19 protein-coding genes, 1 pseudogene and 1 riboswitch are annotated in these 20,671 nt (G+C 41.7%); of the genes and pseudogenes, 1 reads left to right on the top strand and 19 read right to left on the bottom strand.

What is annotated here, in order from left to right; translation table 11 throughout:
- Positions 1 to 21: 21 nt before the first annotated feature.
- From ACW2QC_RS06725 to manA, 7 genes are all read right to left on the bottom strand, one after another.
- A complete protein-coding gene (locus ACW2QC_RS06725) occupies positions 22 to 1,956 on the bottom strand; it encodes a BglG family transcription antiterminator (protein ID WP_457543209.1) in 1,935 nt (644 codons plus the stop codon).
- 230 nt (positions 1,957 to 2,186) lie between these two features.
- On the bottom strand, positions 2,187 to 3,506 hold the full coding sequence (locus ACW2QC_RS06720; protein ID WP_457543208.1) for a 6-phospho-beta-glucosidase: 1,320 nt from the start codon (positions 3,504 to 3,506) through the stop codon (positions 2,187 to 2,189).
- A gap of 42 nt (positions 3,507 to 3,548) precedes the next feature.
- On the bottom strand, positions 3,549 to 4,937 hold the full coding sequence (locus tag ACW2QC_RS06715) for a glycoside hydrolase family 1 protein (protein ID WP_457543207.1): 1,389 nt from the start codon (positions 4,935 to 4,937) through the stop codon (positions 3,549 to 3,551).
- Between the two features lie 33 nt (positions 4,938 to 4,970).
- Positions 4,971 to 5,267: a PTS lactose/cellobiose transporter subunit IIA gene (locus tag ACW2QC_RS06710; RefSeq protein WP_457543241.1), complete on the bottom strand. Its 297-nt coding sequence runs from the start codon at positions 5,265 to 5,267 to the stop codon at positions 4,971 to 4,973.
- 89 nt (positions 5,268 to 5,356) lie between these two features.
- A complete protein-coding gene (gene celB, locus ACW2QC_RS06705; RefSeq protein ID WP_457543206.1) occupies positions 5,357 to 6,640 on the bottom strand; it encodes a PTS cellobiose transporter subunit IIC in 1,284 nt (427 codons plus the stop codon).
- Between the two features lie 21 nt (positions 6,641 to 6,661).
- Complete coding sequence (locus ACW2QC_RS06700; RefSeq protein ID WP_457543205.1) at positions 6,662 to 6,970, bottom strand: lactose/cellobiose PTS transporter subunit IIB; 309 nt, start codon at positions 6,968 to 6,970, stop codon at positions 6,662 to 6,664.
- 352 nt (positions 6,971 to 7,322) lie between these two features.
- Entirely contained in the window at positions 7,323 to 8,279 is a 957-nt protein-coding gene (gene manA / locus ACW2QC_RS06695; protein WP_457543204.1) for a mannose-6-phosphate isomerase, class I, read from the bottom strand.
- A gap of 203 nt (positions 8,280 to 8,482) precedes the next feature.
- On the opposite strand from manA, the gene ACW2QC_RS06690 reads away from it, so the two are divergent.
- The gene (locus ACW2QC_RS06690; RefSeq protein ID WP_457543203.1) at positions 8,483 to 9,022 is read left to right on the top strand and encodes a GNAT family N-acetyltransferase; all 540 of its coding nucleotides are present in this window, start codon (positions 8,483 to 8,485) and stop codon (positions 9,020 to 9,022) included.
- A gap of 54 nt (positions 9,023 to 9,076) precedes the next feature.
- Here ACW2QC_RS06690 and ACW2QC_RS06685 read toward each other — a convergent pair.
- The 12 genes and pseudogenes from ACW2QC_RS06685 to ACW2QC_RS06630 all read right to left on the bottom strand — a co-directional run bounded on the left by ACW2QC_RS06685 (position 9,077) and on the right by ACW2QC_RS06630 (position 20,542).
- Positions 9,077 to 9,497: pseudogene (locus ACW2QC_RS06685) on the bottom strand (PTS sugar transporter subunit IIA).
- Between the two features lie 161 nt (positions 9,498 to 9,658).
- Entirely contained in the window at positions 9,659 to 10,087 is a 429-nt protein-coding gene (locus ACW2QC_RS06680; RefSeq protein ID WP_457543202.1) for a hypothetical protein, read from the bottom strand.
- Complete coding sequence (locus ACW2QC_RS06675) at positions 10,081 to 10,377, bottom strand: hypothetical protein (RefSeq protein WP_457543201.1); 297 nt, start codon at positions 10,375 to 10,377, stop codon at positions 10,081 to 10,083. The genes ACW2QC_RS06680 and ACW2QC_RS06675 overlap by 7 nt, the downstream gene beginning before the upstream one ends.
- 148 nt (positions 10,378 to 10,525) lie before the next feature.
- Complete coding sequence (gene dapA, locus ACW2QC_RS06670) at positions 10,526 to 11,389, bottom strand: 4-hydroxy-tetrahydrodipicolinate synthase (protein ID WP_457543200.1); 864 nt, start codon at positions 11,387 to 11,389, stop codon at positions 10,526 to 10,528.
- 115 nt (positions 11,390 to 11,504) lie between these two features.
- Positions 11,505 to 11,683: riboswitch (Lysine riboswitch) on the bottom strand.
- 185 nt (positions 11,684 to 11,868) lie between these two features.
- Positions 11,869 to 12,654, bottom strand: a complete 786-nt coding sequence (locus ACW2QC_RS06665) for an ABC transporter ATP-binding protein (RefSeq protein WP_457543240.1) — start codon at positions 12,652 to 12,654, stop codon at positions 11,869 to 11,871.
- Positions 12,655 to 12,666: 12 nt separating this feature from the next.
- Entirely contained in the window at positions 12,667 to 13,653 is a 987-nt protein-coding gene (locus ACW2QC_RS06660; RefSeq protein WP_457543199.1) for an ABC transporter permease, read from the bottom strand.
- A gap of 145 nt (positions 13,654 to 13,798) precedes the next feature.
- A complete protein-coding gene (locus tag ACW2QC_RS06655) occupies positions 13,799 to 14,836 on the bottom strand; it encodes an ABC transporter substrate binding protein (protein ID WP_457543198.1) in 1,038 nt (345 codons plus the stop codon).
- Positions 14,837 to 15,128: 292 nt separating this feature from the next.
- Entirely contained in the window at positions 15,129 to 16,142 is a 1,014-nt protein-coding gene (locus ACW2QC_RS06650) for an alpha-ketoacid dehydrogenase subunit beta (protein WP_457543239.1), read from the bottom strand.
- Between the two features lie 36 nt (positions 16,143 to 16,178).
- A complete protein-coding gene (gene pdhA / locus ACW2QC_RS06645) occupies positions 16,179 to 17,234 on the bottom strand; it encodes a pyruvate dehydrogenase (acetyl-transferring) E1 component subunit alpha (protein ID WP_457543197.1) in 1,056 nt (351 codons plus the stop codon).
- Positions 17,235 to 17,249: 15 nt separating this feature from the next.
- Positions 17,250 to 18,392: a Glu/Leu/Phe/Val family dehydrogenase gene (locus tag ACW2QC_RS06640; RefSeq protein ID WP_457543196.1), complete on the bottom strand. Its 1,143-nt coding sequence runs from the start codon at positions 18,390 to 18,392 to the stop codon at positions 17,250 to 17,252.
- A gap of 266 nt (positions 18,393 to 18,658) precedes the next feature.
- Positions 18,659 to 19,627 (bottom strand): NAD(P)H-dependent flavin oxidoreductase, encoded by a 969-nt coding sequence (locus ACW2QC_RS06635; RefSeq protein WP_457543195.1) that lies wholly within the window; start codon positions 19,625 to 19,627, stop codon positions 18,659 to 18,661.
- Positions 19,628 to 19,765: 138 nt separating this feature from the next.
- Positions 19,766 to 20,542, bottom strand: a complete 777-nt coding sequence (locus ACW2QC_RS06630) for an enoyl-CoA hydratase-related protein (RefSeq protein ID WP_457543194.1) — start codon at positions 20,540 to 20,542, stop codon at positions 19,766 to 19,768.
- Between the last annotated feature and the right edge of the window lie 129 nt (positions 20,543 to 20,671).

Genomic DNA, 20,671 nt, shown 5'->3' with positions numbered 1-20,671 from the left:
CCTTCCCGCGTCCCACCCACGTCAATCCGCTAAAATGTGTATAAATTCTTCATATGTTTTTGCTTTCACTAAATGTTGTACAATCTCAGGCTGATCAATTATATTTCCAAGCATATCATACATGGACTGCAAATCCTCCATGCTATCTTTTTTGACACACAGCAAACAAATGAATTGGACTGGTTTATTATTCCACATGATTGCCTTTTCCAATGTACAAACTGCTAGAAAAGTTTGGTTAGATTTAGGCGTAATTGGATGTGGAACAGCAACTAAATTGCCAAAAGATGTTGGGGCGACTTTTTCCCTTTCATAAACCGCTTCAAGCAACGTGGAATCTACCAAGCCTTTATCCAATAACTCTGTTTGAAAAAACTGTAAAACCGCTTCCTTTGAATCAAATTGTCTCCGTAAAAACATCAGCTCTTTTTGAAAATAGCTAGGTGAACCTTGATTCTGATCGACTACGACCCTTTCGATTTTTTCCAAATCATGTTCACCCAAAATCGCATTTACTTCCACAACTGGTACAGAAAGCTCGTGTTCAATAGGGATGGAACTGACAATAAAATCGACATCCTGCAACTGGTAATTTATGAGCTGATAATATTCAGTTGTTCCTACTACATCAAGACTTTTGCCGAAGTAGTTTTTTAATTTATAAAAGATCAATTGTGCCGTTCCTAAACCAGAGGCGCAAACAATCAGGCATCGTTTTGGACCAGAATCCATTTTCCTCCTTTCTATCGCTGCACCAATATGAAGTGCAAGATATCCTACTTCATTTTCATTTATTTCAATCCCAGTTTCATCCTTGATGGCTAGTCCTGCTAAAATACCTGCCTCAAATGCCAATGGATAGTTCGTTTTAATATCAGCAAGCATCGGGTTACGTACATTCATGCCATATTTATACCGATTGATAGCAGGTTTTAGGTGCAAACTTAAGCCGATCTTTAATTCTTTATCGTCTTTTATTCCCAAGTTTAATTCCGCTTCTATTTTATCAAGCGCCAAATTCACCAAATGGACAATTTCCTCATCCATTACTTGTTTAACAAGCTTGTCCCCCGTATTTGTTTTCGTTAGTAGTTTGGTTCCTAATAAATGGATGGCAATATAGGCAACCTCAGACTGTGGGAACGCAACATTAAACGTATGCTCCACCTTTTGAACAATTTCTGTTGCAACCAGATATTCCTTTTGTTGTAAAATATCTTTTAAATCAGTGTCATGCAATGTGACGTGATAGCCGCTTTTAATACGTTTATAAGCGATAGCTATATGAATAAGCAAGTTATTCATGGCAATATCGGATAAAATGATCTGATGATGTTGGATTTCCTCCATAATAATATCGGAAATACGAGTCAAATCTTCTGGGGCAAACGATGATAAATGAGAACCAAATACTTGTTTATCCCGTCTACAGCGGTGATCAAACAAATATTCTGCCAAACAAAAACGTAGCTTCAATTCATTTCCAATTGCTTTCAAACCATAATTCGGCCGAGATTCAAGATGTATACCATATTCAGCAAAAATCGCTTTCACCTGTTTTAAATAATTTTGAATTGTTGATTTGCTGACATACAGTTCATCTGCTAAATCATCCAATTTCACATAATCCCCACTTAATAATAGACGTTTAATTAAAAATGCTGTACGTGCTTCCTGAGATTCGGGAACAAATGAATGATCCGTCATTTCGTCCGTTGAGATAGTCTGGAGGTACGCACGAAATAATGTTTCATCCGTTATTTCCAATTTATATCCCTTTCCGCGCACTGAATCAATCAAGGCACCATTGTTGGATAGAAATGAATCCAGTTGTTTCACATCCGCTCTTGTCGTCCTGGGTGTGACCTGGTTCAAGTTTGCTAAATATCCTCCTGTTATGGGGATTTTCGCGGCCATTAATTCTTGTAGAATGATTCGTAATCTGGAGTTTAACATATCGATTTTTCTCCTTATAAACAGCTTGAAATTTTTGCTCTTTTTGCGTAATACTTGTTTTCAAAGTTTGTTGCTTTTGAGCTTAGATGGAAAACATTTCAGAAGCACTGAGCAGCAATTTTCGGCTGCGGTTTAAATAAACAATAAAAAACCCAGCATTCATCTCATAAGTTTTCATTTACGTGTAAAAAAGTCCTGATCGAAAAATCAGAACTTCCTTCATGATCGTATTATCTCGCATGGGTAAAAAATTGCGGCAAATAATCTTGATGCGCTTCTAGCATTTCATCCAACAGCTTCTTCGCAATCGTATCAGATGGAACTAAAGGGTTAATCGTCATAGCAAGTAATGCCTTATGATAATCACCAGTCACCGCTGCTTCGGTACTAACGCGTTCAAATGATTTAATTTGCTGCACAAGCCCTCTGACTGGAACCGGCAGATCCCCAACACTAATTGGTTTTGGCCCTTCTTTTGTAATCACACAGCTAATTTCCACTGCAGAATCGTTCGGTATACTAGCAATTGCACCATTGTTTCTCGTATTAACCGGTTGAATATCATGTTTATCATTATAAATGGAATTAATTAGACTGCAGGCAGCATCACTGTAATATGCTCCACCTCTTTCTTCCAATTGTGGTGGTTTAATTGCCAGGTTCGGATCGCGATACAATTGAAATAAATCCTTTTCCAATTGTTGCACTACTTGAGCACGCGTCCCTTTTTCTGCATCGTCTTTTTGTTCCTCTTCAAGCATTTTACTAGTTTGATAATAATAACGATGATACGGACATGGCAACACTCCTAATCCCTTAATGAAATCTGGTTCCCAGCCCAAATCAACGATATTTTTCATCGTCATTCCAGCACCATTACAAAGCATCTCTAGGACTTTTTTTGTTACAATTTTTCCATCCACGTATACTTCCAAACCATAAACCATATGATTCAACCCGGCAAAATCGATTTGTACCCGACTTGAATCAATATCAAGCATTTCTGTGACACCCATCCGCATCCCGATCGGTACATTACACAAACCTACCGTTCTCGTAATGTTACTATAGCGCAATACTGCTTCCGTTACCATGCCTGCTGGATTCGAAAAATTAATGAGCCATGCATTTGGGCAAAGCTGCTCAATATCTTTACAAATATCCAATATAACGGGAATAGTTCGCAGTCCTTTAAACAATCCACCTGGCCCATTGGTTTCTTGTCCAATCACACCATATTTTAATGGTATTGCTTCATCTTTGGCACGCGCAGCTAATTGGCCCACGCGAATCTGAGTTGTTACAAAATCAGCACCAGGTAATGCCTCTTTGCGATCCAAAGTTAGATGAATATCAATCGGAACGCCGGCTTTTTCGACCATTCGTTTTGCCAGCGCACCAATCGTTTCTAATTTTTCCTTTCCTTCAGGGATATCGACAAGCCATAATTCACGAATTGGCAATTCATCATACCGATTAATGAATCCCTCAATCAACTCTGGCGTATAACTTGATCCCCCACCAATCGTTACAATCTTTAAACCTTCCATTTCGCTCACCCCGTAATCATTTGGTGACTTTTTGAACAACCTCTAAAATCCATTATTCTCTGAAACTTTTTTAATCCAATGTGCACTTTTCTTCGGTGTCCGTTGTTTCGTCTCAATATCAACAGAAAAGAAACCATAACGATTTTTATACGCATTCATCCATGACCAGTTATCCATGAATGACCACAAATGGTACCCCTTAGCATTGCACCCTTCTTGAATTGCTTGATGCAGCCATTTCAAATGCTCGGCAATGAATTCAATCCGGTAATCATCTTGAATCTCACCGTCTTCGATAAATCGCTCCTCATCCTGGACACCCATTCCATTTTCAGAAATAAATGATTCAATGTTTCCGTAGTTTTCCTTTAAATTAATCATAATGTCATAGATGCCTTTTTCATAGATTTCCCAGCCACGATATTTATTCATTTTCCGACCAGGCATTTCGTAATTATCAAAGAACCAATCAGGCATAAATGGTCCATATGGGTTTGGCAAATGTTCTTTCGCTTTTACCCGACGTGGTTGGTAATAGTTAACCCCGAGTATGTCTGCAGTATTTGCCTTTAACAAGTCACGATCCCCTGCTTGGGAAACCGGCAGTTGACCATGTTCTGCCAAAATGTCGATCAATTCTTGTGGATACTCGCCAAGTACAGCTGGATCTAAAAAGCTGCGATTGAAAAATAAATCGGCAATCCTTGATGCTCTTAAGTCTGCTGGATTCTGACTACGTGGATAGGATGGAGTCAGATTCAGGATAATCCCAATTTTTCCATCGTTAATCGTAAACGTGCGGAATGCTTCTACTGCTTTGGCATGGGCAATCATCGTATGGTAAGCTACTTGTGCTGCTCGACTACCATCCACAACATTTGGATAATGAAAGTCGTATAAATAGCCACCTTCGACAGGTACGATTGGTTCATTAAAAGTAAACCACTTTGCCACGCGATCACCAAATAAGCGGAAACATGCTTTTGCATAGTCAACATATGCTTCTACCACTTCTCTATTTTCCCAGCCACCTTCATTTTGCAGTTCCAATGGCATATCGAAATGGAACAGGTTCACAAATGGTTCAATATCATTGGCAATTAATTCGTTGATGACATTGTTGTAAAAGGTTACCGCTTCTTGGTTTACTTCACCCCTGCCACCAGGAATCAACCTTGCCCAAGAAATGGATAACCGAAATGTATTGTGGCCAATTTCTTTCATTAATTGGATATCCTCTTTGTATTTATGGTAGAAGTCAGACGTTGTTTCCGGTCCGACATTTTCAAAGAAGCGATTTGGCTCTGTTTCGTACCAGTGATCCCAAATGTTTTTACCCTTTCCGCCTTCATTTGCGGCTCCTTCTATTTGTGTCGCGGATGTTGCACTTCCCCACCAGAAACCCTCTGGAAACTTGTAGTTAATTGTCATGAAAGCCCCTCCTTTTTTAAAAAATTGTTACGATTATTTATTACGATAAAGTTCCACAATTTCAACAGCCAAATCCCGTACTGTCATTGACGTCATCAAATGGTCCTGTGAATGAACAAGCAGCACATTAACCGAATTTTCCTCGCCATTTGCTTCCCGGTGCAGAAGTTTTGTCTGATAGTCATGTGCCTTTCCTAACTCTATTCCAGCTTCTTCAATTAGATGATCCGCTTGATCGAAATTGCCTTCTTTTGCCTCCTGAATTGCTTCCATTGCATTGGATTTACCATTCCCGGCAAATAAAATAATTTGAAAAGCGATTTCCGTCATATTTTCCACGATTTACTCACTCCTGATGTTTTCTAATTTAAGCGGATACAGCTCCGAATCATCGGAACTATATCCACAAGTCTAGGAATCTATTTTTCAGCTTTTTTTTCGGATTCATAATAGTTTTTGTCCAATAATTTCAAGAATGGCCACCAGATCAATATAACGATAACGAGGTTAAAGGCTTGTAACACACCGCCTTGCCATGCATTACCCGTTGCCAGGAACCCATTCAAAATTGGTGGCGTTGTCCACGGAACAATAATTCCTGCTGGTGGCGGAACCAGTCCAGTCGCCATCGCAACATAGGTGATGATGGTTATAATAACTGGTGCTAGCAACCATGGAATGATTACCAATGGATTCATAATAATTGGCAATCCAAAAATGATTGGTTCGTTTACATTAAAGATACCAGCAGGTCCACCTAATTTACCTAATTCTTTCAGTTGCCTGCTTCGACCGATTAAGAAAATCAGAATAACAACAGCTAACGTCATCCCTGATCCACCCATGCCAACTAGGAAAGAGTCAACAAATTGCTTGGTAATAATATTTGGCAGTTCCGAACCTGCCTGGAAAGCTTCTAAGTTCTGATCATTTAATGAATACCAAATTGGGTCAAATACCGAGTTCACAATAATTTGGCCGTGCAAACCAAAGAACCAGAAAATCTGAATCAATAATACGGCTACGATTGTTGCAGGTAATCCACTACCCAAAACTGTCAGTGGTTCTTGAATGACGGTATAAATGAAGTTTTGTACCGTATCAAATGGTGTATAACTAAAGATAATTCGAACGATTAAAAATACAGCAAGTGTTAACGTGATTGGAATTAAGGAACTAAATGATTTCGAAACTGCCCCCGGAACACCAGATGGCATTTTAATCGTCCAATCCTTTTGCACAAAGAATCGGTATAGTTCTGCAGAAACGAAAGCAGTGAATATCCCCAAGAACATTCCTTCCGCACCTAAGCTTGATGTTGGAATAACACCAGACACATCTTCCAGTACTTGTGGTGTTAAAATAAGGAATGCTGCTAATGCGACAACACCACCATAAATAGCTTCGAGCCCATAATGTTCAGTTAATTTATACCCAATACCAACAATAACAAAGATCCCCATAATGCTTAATGTCGCTGCCGATGCAGGCCCTAATGCATCCTGATACGTTGCGAAAGCCTCTTCCCCGATAAACTCATCAAGGAAAGGAAAATTAGCAATAACAACAAAGATAGAACCAAATATAATCAACGGCAAGGCAACCATAAATCCATCCCGAAGTGCCGTTAAATAGCGATTATTGTTTAATTTATCGGCTATTGGCAACAAGATATTTTCCAGGAATTCCATGAACTTATTCATATCTTCTCCCCCTGTTCCTGATTATTCGCCTATTAACTCCAAGGCTTTTTCTAACACGGATTTTCCGTCTACTCTGCCATACGCTACTGGGTCAATGACATCCAAAGGAATACCCGCTTCCTCCGCATTTTTCGACAATTTCTTTTTCATAAACCGCATTTGCGGGCCAATTAAAAGCACATCTGCCTTCTCCATTTCCTTCGCGGCCTTGTCCTGCGCAACCGCCCAAACGGTTACTTCAATCCCCTTTTCTTCAGCAGCTTCCTTCATTTTGGAAACTAATAAACTAGTTGACATTCCTGATGAACATGCTAATAAAATATTTTTCATTTATAATTCCTCCTGAGGTTGAATTGATAACTTTTACTGTACTATTAGTATAAATTAAAAGCGTTTTCATCTACACACATTGTTTTTCCGGTTCATAAAGGAAATAGTTAAACGCTTACATTTTAGGTAGGGACATGGGGACAGGTTTGTTGTCCCAGTCTAGTTTCGCGGAGTGGCGCGGGATTGAGAGTGGGACGCGGGGACAGGTTTGTTGTCCCATTGATTTTTCCTGGAGTGGTGCGGGATCGAGGGTGGGACGAGGGACCTGTCCCCATGTCCCGCTAAAAAAGGATCTATTAACGGTTGAAAAACGTCGCTAATAGATCCCTTTTTTATTACTCTGTTATGTCAATCACGTATGGGAAACAACTATTGTTGCGTGCCCGTGAAGCTCATATTCCTCAATTGTGGAAGGTAAAATAAAATGATCCCCTTTTCCGACATCAAAGGTTTTTCCGTCAATGACGATAGTTGCGTTTCCATCAATCACACTAACTTGTAAAAAGTCTTGATCCAGCTTTCGAACAGCTGTCCCATTTAACTCCCAACGGTACACACTGAAATACTGCGCTTCCACCAGCTGCTTGATGGTTAACTCATTAACATGTTCTTCGCGTTGATCAACAGCCGTTTGTTGATGTGGGACAGTTGTTACTTCTTTTGCCTGTTCCAAGTGCAATTCCCGCTTCTGACCAGTCGCGCCAACTCGATCATAATCATACACACGATAGGTGATATCAGAACTTTGCTGTGTTTCTAAAATGACAATGCCCTTACCAATAGCGTGGATCGTACCGCTTGGAACATAAATGAAGTCACCAGCCTTAACGCTGACATGCTTCAACAGCTTGTCCCATTCTTCGTTATCCATCATCCGTTCCAACTCTTCCTTTGTGTTGGCGTGGTGTCCCAACACAATTTCGGCACCCGGCTCAGCGCTAAGCACATACCAACATTCCGTTTTTCCATACGGTTGTCCTTCCACTTCTTGAGCAAACGTATCGTCCGGATGTACCTGTACAGATAAATCATCATTTGCATCCAAAATTTTTATCAGCAATGGATACGCCTCGTTATGATCATCCTGTTTATTAAATAATTCTCCATGTTCCTTCCAGGCATCCGCTAATGTTTTCCCTGCTAAAGGACCATTCGTAATCGTGCTTGGACCGTTCGGATGTGCAGATATAACCCAAGCCTCACCCGTTTTATCATAAGGAATATTGTACCCATATAACGTATGGAGTTTCTGTCCACCCCAAATACGTTCATGAAAAGTTGACTCTAAAAAAATAGGCTCCTGATACATCTCTCTTTCCCTCCAATAAAAATCTTTTTCGATCTAGTCTATCAAGTTTGGGACGTGGGGACAGGTTTATTGTCCCAGTCCAATTTGCCGGAGTGACGCGGGATTGGAGGTGGGACAAGGGACCTGTCCCCATGTCCCACATTCCCGACATAGGCATGATATAATGAAACCATCACAACCCCTAAACAAAGTGAGGCTAAATTATGACGGAGACTGCTTTATATATGTTACACGATTTGAACGACATACCAAACTATCCGCTTCCAGGTGGCTTTCAATTCCGCCTGTATAATCGGGAAGATGATCATGAAACATGGGCAAAAATTGCAACTGCAACGAATGAATTTTCAAGCAAACATAATGCTTTACAACGTTTCAATCATGAATTCAGTACCTACCCGGCCGACGTGAAAAGACGCATCATCTTCCTTGAAACAATCGATGGACAAACAATCGGAACAGCGACTGCTTGGTTTGGTGAATGGAACAAAGAGACGATCGGCCGATTACATTGGATTGAAATCATACCTGAATTTCAAGGTAAAAAACTCGGGAGACCATTAATAGCCGAAGCAATGAAATTCCTTTCCAAGTATCATCAAAAAGCTTACTTAAAAACACAAGCATCTAGTCAAGCCGCCATCCACATTTACTGTCAATTTGGCTTCAAGCCCGTTTACAACACAGAAGCGGAGCAGGCTACTTGGGATCATGTTTTCGAGATATTGAAAAAGAGAGCGTAACTGCTCTCTTTTTCCACATCCCCGGCCAAATTTCAGTCCATTACACAACCAACCTTACTGAATCATACCCAACAGTTCGTATGCTTCTTCCTTAGTCGTTACGTTCAACAGCTTTTCCCTGAATGTCTCGTCCATCAATTTGCGGGAAAGCATTTGTAAGATTTTCAGATGGGCATCCTTAGCACTCTCTTCTGGCACAGCAATCATGAAGATTAATCGCGCATCTACCATCCATGCTTTTCCAGTCGACTCCATCACGGTTAATTCCAAATACAACAGATGGGCGTTTGACAGCGGAAGATTTACCATGTGGAATGGCAATATTCATACCTAGACCTGTTGTACTTTCCTGTTCCCGTGCTAAAATAGCCTGCTTAAATGTTTCGCTTGAGCTTATTCTGTCCGCAGCTTCCAATTTCTGAATGAGTTCATTGATAACAGCTTCCTGCGTTATTCCGGATAATTTAGTCTCCATTAAATCCATATTCATGATATCAGTTGGTTTGTTTATTTCAACATTCACCGCTTCAGATGCTTCGGATGCACCATATTCCGTAACCCCTTGTTCAGCCTTTGCATCCTCATCATCTTCCTCAAGGTCAACAGTTTGAATATCGTCTACATGAATATCCTTTTTCAATAGATTAACCAAGAACGCCCAATGCCGATGACTACCCTTGATTGCTGTCTTGTCCTTCTGATCATAATGAAGGTATGAATGAGCATGCTTTCAAATCCACCAGCGATAAAAATCACCCCGTATTGAGTCTGTAAATCCTTTAGAACCTTTCTCACCGTTGTGATTTCATAGGGTGGAAATAAATCAAGCACATAATTCCTCTCGGTGACAGAAGACATGAGCTCCGATAAATGTGCCAAGGCATTTCGCTTTTTAAGTTCGGAACCTGTTACAATACTACCAATCCTCTGTTTGGAAACAAGCGAAAGTTCAAACTCCTGCATCCACTCGGAAATTTTCTGCAAATCCTTCTTGATCGTTGCCTTAATTGTAAAATGCTGTTCTGCCAACCATTTGGGCGTAATCGGTTTATCACGAATCAACAACGATAGGCGATTTTAATGATACGTTCTTCCTCTGATTTAGAATTTGTCTGAAAGAGGCTTTGAAATATTTGAGCCCGTTCATCCTCATCTATTTCCAAGTTCAATCCCACTCTAGGTTTACGCACAAGATTTGCACTTGGATAGGTTCGCAAAAATGTTTCAATCAGATTAAGATCATTCCTCACCGTTTTTTCCAAACAATGAAGATCCTCAGCAAGACTATCAATATGTAAAAAAATCTCAGAATTCATTAACAAAACACGCAACAAATCCTTTTGCCTACCATTCATCTAACAACACCTACTTTACAGCCAGACTTTTGGGGGACGTGGGGACAGGTTTGTTGTCCCAGTCTGATTTGGCGGAGTGGCGCGGGTTAGAGGGTGGGACAAGGAACCTGTCCCCATGTCCCACCTGCCAACAGCCCGTTGTCCCAATCTATCTCAGAATCGCTTGTAATCCCCTTTTTTCTTCTTCTGTTAAAGGTACCATTGGCAATCGAACATTTCCAACGCGGATGCCTTTTTGGTTTAGTGCTTCTTTAGTAGGTGATGGGCTTGGTTGGGCAAATAATGCCTTCATCACTGGGAGAAGCGTTCGATGCATCAAAGCCGCCGCTTGTGTATCACCATTGTTAAAATGGCTGATCATTTCCTGCATTTCATTCCCCACGACATGGGCAGCAACAGAGACAACGCCTGCTCCACCGATGGACATAACTGGTAATGTCAAACTATCATCTCCACTGTATAGTGTAAAATCATTAGGGGTTTGGCTAATCACTTTCGCCATTGCATCCAAATTACCGCTCGCATCCTTTATAGCCACGATATTTTCAATCTCTGCTAATCGAACAACTGTCCCTACCGCTATCGCAACAACGCTTCGGCCAGGTACATTATAAAGCATAACTGGTAGTGATGTGGACGTTGCGATAGCTTTAAAATGTTGAAACAATCCTTCTTGTGATGGTTTGTTGTAATAAGGTGCGACAAGCATTACACCGTCGACGCCCGCTTCTTCCGCCTTTTTTGTTAAATCGATAGAAGCTTTCGTGCTATTCGATCCGGTCCCAGCGACAACAGGTATTCTACCGTTGACAACCTTAACAACATAGGTGAACAATTCCGCTTTTTCATCGGTTGTTAGTGTAGGACTTTCCCCAGTTGTTCCGGCAATCACTAGTCCATCAGAACCATTTGTAATTAAATGATTCACTAATTTACTTGTAGCGTCAAAATCAATCTCTCCATTTTGATCAAATGGGGTAACCATTGCAGTTAAAACTTTACCAAAATCCATGACGACACACCCTTTACATATTTTTTAGTAAGTAAGGTAGTAAGGGTATCGCAAAGCAAACGCAAAAAAAGCAACAACGAGGGCTTCGCTGTTGCAGTAGAAACGATCGCTTCCTGCGTAAGATAGCCCTTCATATAGTCACCTATATGACAGTCCTGTATTTATTCAACACAGTCCCAGCTTCAAGAACATGAGATTCTCTCCGCTTCGGCAAATCACCCCTTTCCACAATCGTCATTGGAACCCATTTTCCTCACATTGTGTACTGATGGCCCTTGCGCCTCTATCCTCACTTCAAACATATTGAAACAAGAAATATTTAATTAAACTTTAACGTAACACACAAACCTCATGATTTCAAGAGCTGGGACGTGGGGACAGGTTAGTTGTCCCACCCTCTATCCCGCACCACGCCTGCAAATCGGACTGGGACAACTAACCTGTCCCCATGTCCCGCCGCGCGGCCAACCATATCCCGTTCAGCCTAATACTGCGCGGTCGCTTTCGAATTTGGTGCCTCGTATGCGTTGGAATTCTTTTAGTAGGTCTTCAATGGTTAATTTTTGTTTTTCTTCTCCGTTTACATCTAGGATAATTTGGCCTTTATCCATCATAATCAGCCGATTGCCTAAATCGAGTGCTTGCTGCATGTTGTGGGTAACCATTAATGTTGTTAAGTTAAATTTGCTGATGACATCATCGGTTAGTTTGGTGATTAATTCTGCACGGGAAGGATCCAATGCTGCTGTGTGCTCATCAAGCAGCAAAATGTTTGGTTCAGTAAAAGTAGCCATCAATAATGATAGCGCCTGCCGTTCCCCACCGGAAAGAAAGCCGACTTTGGCGTTTAACCGATCTTCCAAGTTCAGATTTAACGATGCCAAAGTTTTCCTAAACATTTCCTTCCGTTTTTTCGTAACACCTGGTTTCAATTTCCTTTTCTTATTACGCGCATATGCCATCGCTAGATTTTCCTCAATGGTCATGGATGGTGCTGTGCCGGCCATTGGATCCTGGAAAACACGACCAATATAGGCCGAGCGTTTGTACTCCGGTAAATGAACAACCTGCTTGTCATTGATAAGCACATCGCCAACATCCGGGATTAAATTTCCAGAGACAACATTCATTAGTGTCGACTTACCTGCCCCATTACTGCCAATTACGGTAACGAATTCGCCTTCCTTTAGTTCCAAATCTACGCCCTGTAATGCTTTCTTTTCATCTGGTGTTCCTTCATTAAATGTAATTGAGATATTTTTCATTTGAAGCAAAATTTACACCTCCCTTACTTTTTCCTGGCTAAGGCTGGCACGCTTTTCCAAACGGCGCTTTTTCTCTTTCCTTGCCGCTAAAACTTTTGGTGTCACCAATGCGGCGATTACGAGCAATGCAGTGATCAATTTCATATCGCCTGTTTCCAAAAATTCAACCCGCAGTGCCATCGCAACGACAATTCGGTAAATAATTGCACCACCAACAACAGCTAATGTTGCCCTAGCAATTGTCTTGGTACCAAATAGTGCCTCTCCAATAATAACGGAAGCTAAGCCAATAATAATCATGCCGATCCCCATGTTTACATCAGCGAATCCTCCATGTTGTGCAATCAAACCACCTGATAACGCAACAAGTCCGTTAGAAAAACCAATACCAACAATGATTAACCAGTCCGTATTTGCGGAAAGGCTTCGAATCATCACCTGGTTATCTCCAGTAGCCCTTAATGCCAGGCCAACCTCTGTTTTCAAATAGTAGTCCGTCAATAACTTGAAACCGAGTGTTATGAAAATCATTACAATGACAATACTCCAAGTTGGTGGTACACGATCCGCACCGAAGAACGTTAACACACCATTTAATAACTGATCCAACCCAGTTGCTGCCCAAACCGATTCAAGCTGTTTGAAAATAGTTGTTCCATTTAAAAGGGACAATGTCGGCTGTCCCATGATTCTGAGATTAATAGAATAAAGGGCAATCATCATCAGAATCCCTGACAATAGCGCGTTAATTTTCCCTTTCGTATGTAGCACCCCTGTAACACAGCCTGCTAAAAACCCAGCTAAGGCTGCCAAAAGACTTGCAATAATCGGTGGCACACCATTCATAATCGAAATCGCAGCAACTGCCGCGCCTGTTACAAAACTTCCATCAACAGTTAAATCGGGGAAATCCAAGACGCGAAAAGATAAGTAGACTCCTAATGCCATTAGTGCATAGATTACACCTAGTTCGATTGCATTAAATAAAGATAAAAGCATGTTTTTCCCTCCTTCTCGCAGCTTTAAAAGACAAATACTTCCACTTATTCTACCACGCTAAAAAAAGAAACAAACGGCTGCCTCATAAGGAATTCAGACCTTGATGAAACAGCCTTTATTTTTTTAAAAACCCCCTGATCCTTTACTATTCTTGCTCTACAAATTTTGCCTCGTCCCAGTCACTATTCCATTCGATACCTTGCTCTTCCGCTGCTTGTTTATTAATGAATAATTGAATTTCTGGTGGATACTCAACCGGAATATCCGCGGTCGTTTTTTCCCCTGTTAAAATTTCCGCAGCCATTTCCCCTGTTCGATAACCGATTGTGTTGTAGTCGATTCCATATGTGGCAAATCCACCTTTTGCCAATGAATCTGGCTCCCCAACAATCAATGGAATATCTTGTTCATTGGTAACACCGACAACGGTTTCCAATGCGGATACAACTGTATTATCTGTTACAATGTAGATGACATCCGCTTCACTAACAATTGTGCTTGCTGCTTGCTGAACCTCGGCAGAATTAGCAACCGTTCGTTCAACGAAACTCAAACTCGTCCCATCTGCAGCTTCTTTAACCGATTCAATTTGCGATACAGAATTTTGTTCCCCCGCATTATAAATCAACCCGACGGAAGCACCTTCAAAATACTTATCGATAAACTCGACTGTGTTCTTAATCGCGTCTGGATGAAGGTCTGTTACCCCAGTAATATTTTCCCCTGGCTTATCCATCGATTCCACCAACCCTGCTTCAACTGGATCTGTTACAGATGTAAACAAGATTGGAATATCGCTTGTTGCCTGCAAAGCCCCAAGTGCACTAGGTGTAGAATTGGCAAAAATCAAATCGACACCATCAGAAACAAATTTATTGCTAATTGTGCTGACATTATTTTGATCATTTTGTGCACTTTGGAAATCATATTCTACATTTAATCCCGCATCATCCAGCGCTGTCTTAAAGCCTTCATAAGCAGCATCAAGTGATGGATGCTCCAAAATCTGGGTAGCCCCAATGTGATAGGTCTTATCTTCTGACTCATCCGTATTTTCTTCTGTACCCTCCGTTTGCTCGCCATCATCACTGGAACCCTTAGCATCAGAAGATTCATCTGAACCGCAAGCAGCTAGTACGACTATACCCAGTATTGCAACCATTATGAACAACCATCTTTTCATACGTATTCCCCCTCTTATTATTTTAAAAGTTTGAAAAATTATAACACAACTTTTTGACTATTTGTATATAAAACGGATTATTAGCCAAATAATTTATATTCTAAACTTTTCAGTTGCAATTGTGCTTTTATGTGAATACGTGATGAACGTGCTTGTGATAGCCTTTTGTCATGCCTTAGAATAGAGTTTTTATCTGGATGTGGACGTACAAATGAGATTGGTTCAATTATTCCTAGTTTTGTCTGGTTAGAATCAGCTTGATGGTTCTGATTACATTGGATAAGTAGGAATCTTAAAAATTAACAACCTTCTCAACACTCTTCAAAACACGTTTAGCTGTGGGGAGATAGTGATCTTCCAAGCCAAAGAACGGCACAGGAACATCAAAACCAGTCACCCGTTCGATCGGAGCACGTAAATATAAAAAAGCTGTATCATTGATTGTTGAAACAATGTCATTACCAAGCCCACCTGTCGCTTGTGCTTCATGAACAATGACTGCTCTTCCTGTTTTTTGTACCGATTCAGCAATTAAAGTGCGATCAAGTGGATATAATGTTTGCAAATCAATAAGGTCACAAGAAATACCCTTTTTCTCAGCTTGTTCCCTCGCCCTCTCCGCAACCGGAATCATTGCACCCCAGGCGATGATACTTACATCTGTGCCCTCATGTAGCCTTCTTCCCTTGCCGATCTCGACTGTATATTTTCCAGTCGGAACTTCCTCACGACCAGCACGATAATTGTGCATTGGTTCTAAGAATAGTACCGGATCAGGGTCCTTAATAGCGGAAATAAGCAATCCTTTTGCTTGAGAAGGTGAAGATGGACAGACTACTTTTAACCCAGGCATATGCGTAAAAATTGCCTCTGTACTGTCCGAATGCACTTCTGGTGCTCGAATTCCTGCACCATATGGAGCACGAATCACCATCGGTACCGAAAAGTGTCCCATTGTTTTCATGCGCAACCTAGATACATGTGTCATAATCTGGTTGTAAGCTGGGTAAATAAAGCCCATAAATTGAATCTCAGCAATTGGTTTAAATCCATTAACCGCAAGACCAACTGAGGTACCAATAATACCAGATTCTGAAAGTGGCGTATCAACAACCCGTTCTTCGCCAAATTGTTCCTGCAGCCCTTCTGTTGCTCGGAATACACCACCGTTTTTCCCAACATCTTCTCCTAAAACGATTGTCGTATCATCCGTTTCCAGCATGGTTTTTATGCCATCATTAATGGCCTGGATCATTGTTAACGTTTTTGTCTTCACATTCTTTTTTTCTTTTTGTTTCATTTCCATTGCCACGTTCATCATCCCTCCTTTGAAAGCCTTGTATCACCCATCCTTCAAAAGTGCTAAATAAGATTCCTTCTGCGTCACAAGCTGCTCCGGAAGTTCCGCAAATACATGATCAAACAAATCTTCCACCTTTGCTCCCGGGTGATTTTCCATTGCTTCCACTGCTGTGTCAACTTCCGCCTTCACAGTGGCTTGCATTTCAGAAATTTTCGCTTCCTGCCAAAAGCCATTTGTTTTCATGAATTGTTCTAAGCGTATAAGTGGCTCCACAATGTCCTTGCCTTTTTCAGCTGAGCGATATTTATCTGGATCATCCGCTGTCGTGTGTGCTCCTGCCCGCCATGTGACAGCTTCAATCAATGTTGGTCCTTCGCCAGCACGGGCCAAATCAATCGCCTTTTTCGTTGCAAAATAAACGCTAAAGCAATCATTGCCATCAACCCGAACACTTCGCATGTCATAAGCTAAGGCCTTTTGTGCCACTGTTTTTGAGTTCATTTGCTTTTCGGTTGGAACAGAAATCGCATAACCATTATTTTGATTAAAAAATACAGTTGGTGTTTTAAAGACACTTGCAAAATTGAGGCCTTCATGAAAATCACCTTCCGACGTTGCGCCATCTCCAAAGTAAGCAAGGGCGATCCGATCAGTTCCTTTCCTTTTTTCAGCCCATGATGCACCAACCGCGTGCGGAATTTGTGAGGCAATTGGTACCGCAGCAGGAAAAATATTCTTTCCTTTCGGCGGGATACATCCTTCCAACTGACCATTCCAGTAAAGAAACATCCGCGTCATGTCGGTACCATATGTTAAGGTTGCACCATGATCACGATACGTTGGAAAAATCCAATCCCCCTCTCCAAGCGCTAAGGCACTGCCAACCTGGGCTGCCTCTTGACCGGCAAATGGTGGATACGTTCCAATCCGCCCCTGACGTTGTAAACTGATCGCTTTTTGATCAAAAGTCTGGATCCGGTACATATGGTAATACATCGTTTCCACAAGTCGGGCATCGATTTGCACATTGTACGAATCATCAATGAAATTTCCCTTGTCGTCCATGATTTGTTTAATTGGATAATTTACTTCCATCTGCTCCCCTCCCTTTTATTTTTGTATATCCCAATTCGGTTTGGTGGAAGATGTATAAAAGCTGTTGCGTTTTTCACGAATTGCGAGCACTTTTTCACAAATATGATTGGCAGCTTCCATTGTTGATTGGTTTTGCTTTGTTGCTTGCTGATACACATTGAGAAGCACATTGTAAATTTCTTTCGTTTTCAGCAGTACCCGCTCTTTATTCGCACCATACAATTCATCAGCAACCTGAATCAGCCCACCAGCGTTAATAATATAATCTGGAGCATAAAGGACCCCTTTTTCTGCCAATTCTATCCCATGTTGATTTGTCAGTAATTGGTTGTTTGCTGACCCCGCTATTGCTCTCACGTTTAGTTTTTGCAGTGTATCATCATTAATTACCCCACCAAACGCACACGGTACGAAGACATCAACATCCTGTATATAAATTTCCTCACTTGGCACGAATTGGGCTGACCCCATTGTTGTTTTTGCCTTTTCTAAAATTCCGGCAACGTTATCCTCATCAATATCCGTTACATAAATATTAGCTCCTGCTTGGAGTAGACCTTCCGCAACTTTGAATCCCACTTTGCCGAGTCCTTGGACAGCATAAGTTGCATTGCCTAGCTCTTCTTTTCCAAACAGCATCTTATTCGTGGCCCTGATGCCGTATAAAACACCTTTGGCCGTTGGAATGGAGGAATCGCCCCCACCGCCATATGCTTCCGGTATGCCAACGACATTATTTGTTTCTTTTTTGGCATAGACAAAATCATCCATCGTTGTTCCCATGTCTGTTCCCGTGTAAAAACGACCTCCAAGCGAATCAACAAATTGACCAAAAGCACGGAAAAGTTCTGGTGTCTTGTCTGTATGTGGATCGCCAATGATAACCGCCTTCCCACCGCCAAAATCAACATCCGCTGCGGCACATTTGTATGTCATGCCTTTTGCTAGACGTAACACATCATCTAGTGCTTCATCAAGATTCGCATAAGGTCGCATCCGGCACCCACCAAGTGCAGGTCCGAGTGTTGTATTATGTATTGCAATAATTGCTCGTAAGCCACTAGTTGGATCATTGCAAAATACAACTTGTTCATGATCTACCATCTTTTCAAGCAACGCAAAATCCTCTGTAATTGTTGATTCCTGAACGAACCCCATAACCATCCTCCTGCAAAAATAAAATAAAGCGCTTTCATTTGCTGGGACATGGGGACAGGTTAAGTGTCCCACGCACCATCCTATGCCCCCGTTGAGAAAGCTATTGGGACACTTAACCTGTCCCCACGTCCCTATCCCCACGTCCCTAAAGTATTTGCATTCCAATTTGTGACATGACGTTATTTATACGTTATTATATCACTTTGTTATAACATGGTCAATATTTTTTGAAAAGTTTACTTATTGTAAATATAGGATTTATCAACTTAGGTGGGGCTGGATTGTGCCCCTAATAACCCTGCTGAACGTTGTATTTGCTCGTTCGCATCGTGGATCATTCCATCAAGGAGATCTTTAACACTGGCAACATTCGTAATTAATCCTGTCACTTGACCCGCATTCAGAAAACCATCCACCAAGTCACCACTGAGTGCCCCTTTTCGATGATGGGTTTCCGATGTTAAGGTACGATATTCCTCCAATGTTATCCCACTTTTCTCAAGGTCATGTATTTTTTTGGCGTAGGTCGTGTTCAATACACGGCGCATTTGGCCAAGTGAACGCCCAATAATGGCTGTTTGCGTTCCTTCTGATTCAATTAACTGTTGCTTATAAACATCGTGAAAAGGAGATTCTTTCGTTGCAATCAGACGGGTTCCAAGCTGTACACCACTTGCCCCGAGCATAAGAGCTGCTGCCAGACCTTTTCCATCCCCAATACCTCCAGCAGCAAGGACTGGAATTGTAACATGCTGGGAAATTTGAGGAATCAATGTAAACGTGGTTAATTCGTAGTTTGAATTAATACCGGCCGCTTCAAACCCTTCTGCGACAATAGCATCTGCACCAGCTGCTTCTGCTTTTTTCGCATGTTTAACAGACGCTACTACCGTCAGCACTGTCACATCATGCTCATGGAAAATCGGTATGTAGGTTGCAGGATTGCCGGCGGACAATGTTACAACAGGGATCTGATGTTTCAACACCAATTCAATTAATTGATTGATAAATGGCGTTACATTAATCGCAATATTAAGTGCAAACGGCTTGTTCGTAAGTGTTTTTGTTTCAAGAATAATTTCTTCAACTTCGTTAGGTGGCATTGTACCGCAGCCAATCGTTCCCAGCCCACCAGCCTCAGAAACAGCAGCTGCTAGCGGGGCATTGCTGATATTTCCCATGCCACCCTGAATAATCGGATATGTAATGTTTAGCAACCCACAAATAGGATTCATTTTTTTCCTCCTTTGAATGATGTGGGACATGGGGACAGGTCCCGCGTCCCACCGTGTTGATTGGCTTAAGAGCGCGTTATAGCTGCCGCACCCACCATCGCCTGGACTGGGACAAGGGACCTGTCCCCATGTCCCAGTCTATTTTCCTGTGAAATTCGGGGTTCGTTTTTCATTGAATGCTTGTAATGCTTCTAGGCGATCTTCGGTTGGAATCGTTAATTCATATGCTTTTGCTTCGATTTCTAGACCTGTTTGGATATCGGTGTTCATCCCTTGTGTTATCGCATATTTAGCCTGTTTAATTGCGACGGGTCCATTCTTCATAATGTCCGCGGCAAATTGTTGACAGGAAGCGAGAAGTTCAGCTTTATCCACAACTCGTGTAACAATTCCTAAATCGAGCGCCTCTTCAGCGGTACATTTTTTTGCCGTGAAAATAAGTTCCTTTGCTTTCATTTCACCAATTAACCGGGCTAGACGCTGTGTACCACCAGCACCTGGAATAATGGCCCAACTTGTTTCGGTAAGCCCCATTTTCACGCCACGAGCAGCAATGGAAAAATCACACGCGAGCATTAACTCGAATCCTCCTCCAAAAGCATACCCGTTGACTGCAGCAATTGTTGGCTGTGGCAATGATGAGATCCGATGGAAAGCATCCCGAATTGCTTTTACATTTCTTCGGACTTCTGTTTCACCCAATGTTTTTCTTTCCTTCAAATCCGCTCCTGCGCTAAAGGCTTTATCCCCTGCACCGGTAAAAATAACAACTTTCACGTTAGGATCTAGATGAACTTCATCCGTCACCTCCTGAAGCCGGCAAAGCGTTTGATAATCAAAACAATTCAAAACCTCCGGCCGATTAATCGTTACATACGCAATACCGTTATCCTTCTCTAGCAAAACACTCGACATATCACACGCTCCTTTTTGGCTGGGACATGGGGACAGGTCCCGCGTCCCACTTCACCAATTGGCCTGAGAGTGCGGCATGGATACTGCGCCCGCCATCGCCCGGACCGGGACAAGGGACCTGTCCCCATG

Source organism: Virgibacillus sp. FSP13 (assembly GCF_054048505.1).
This window is presented reverse-complemented; position numbering and strand designations above follow the sequence as displayed.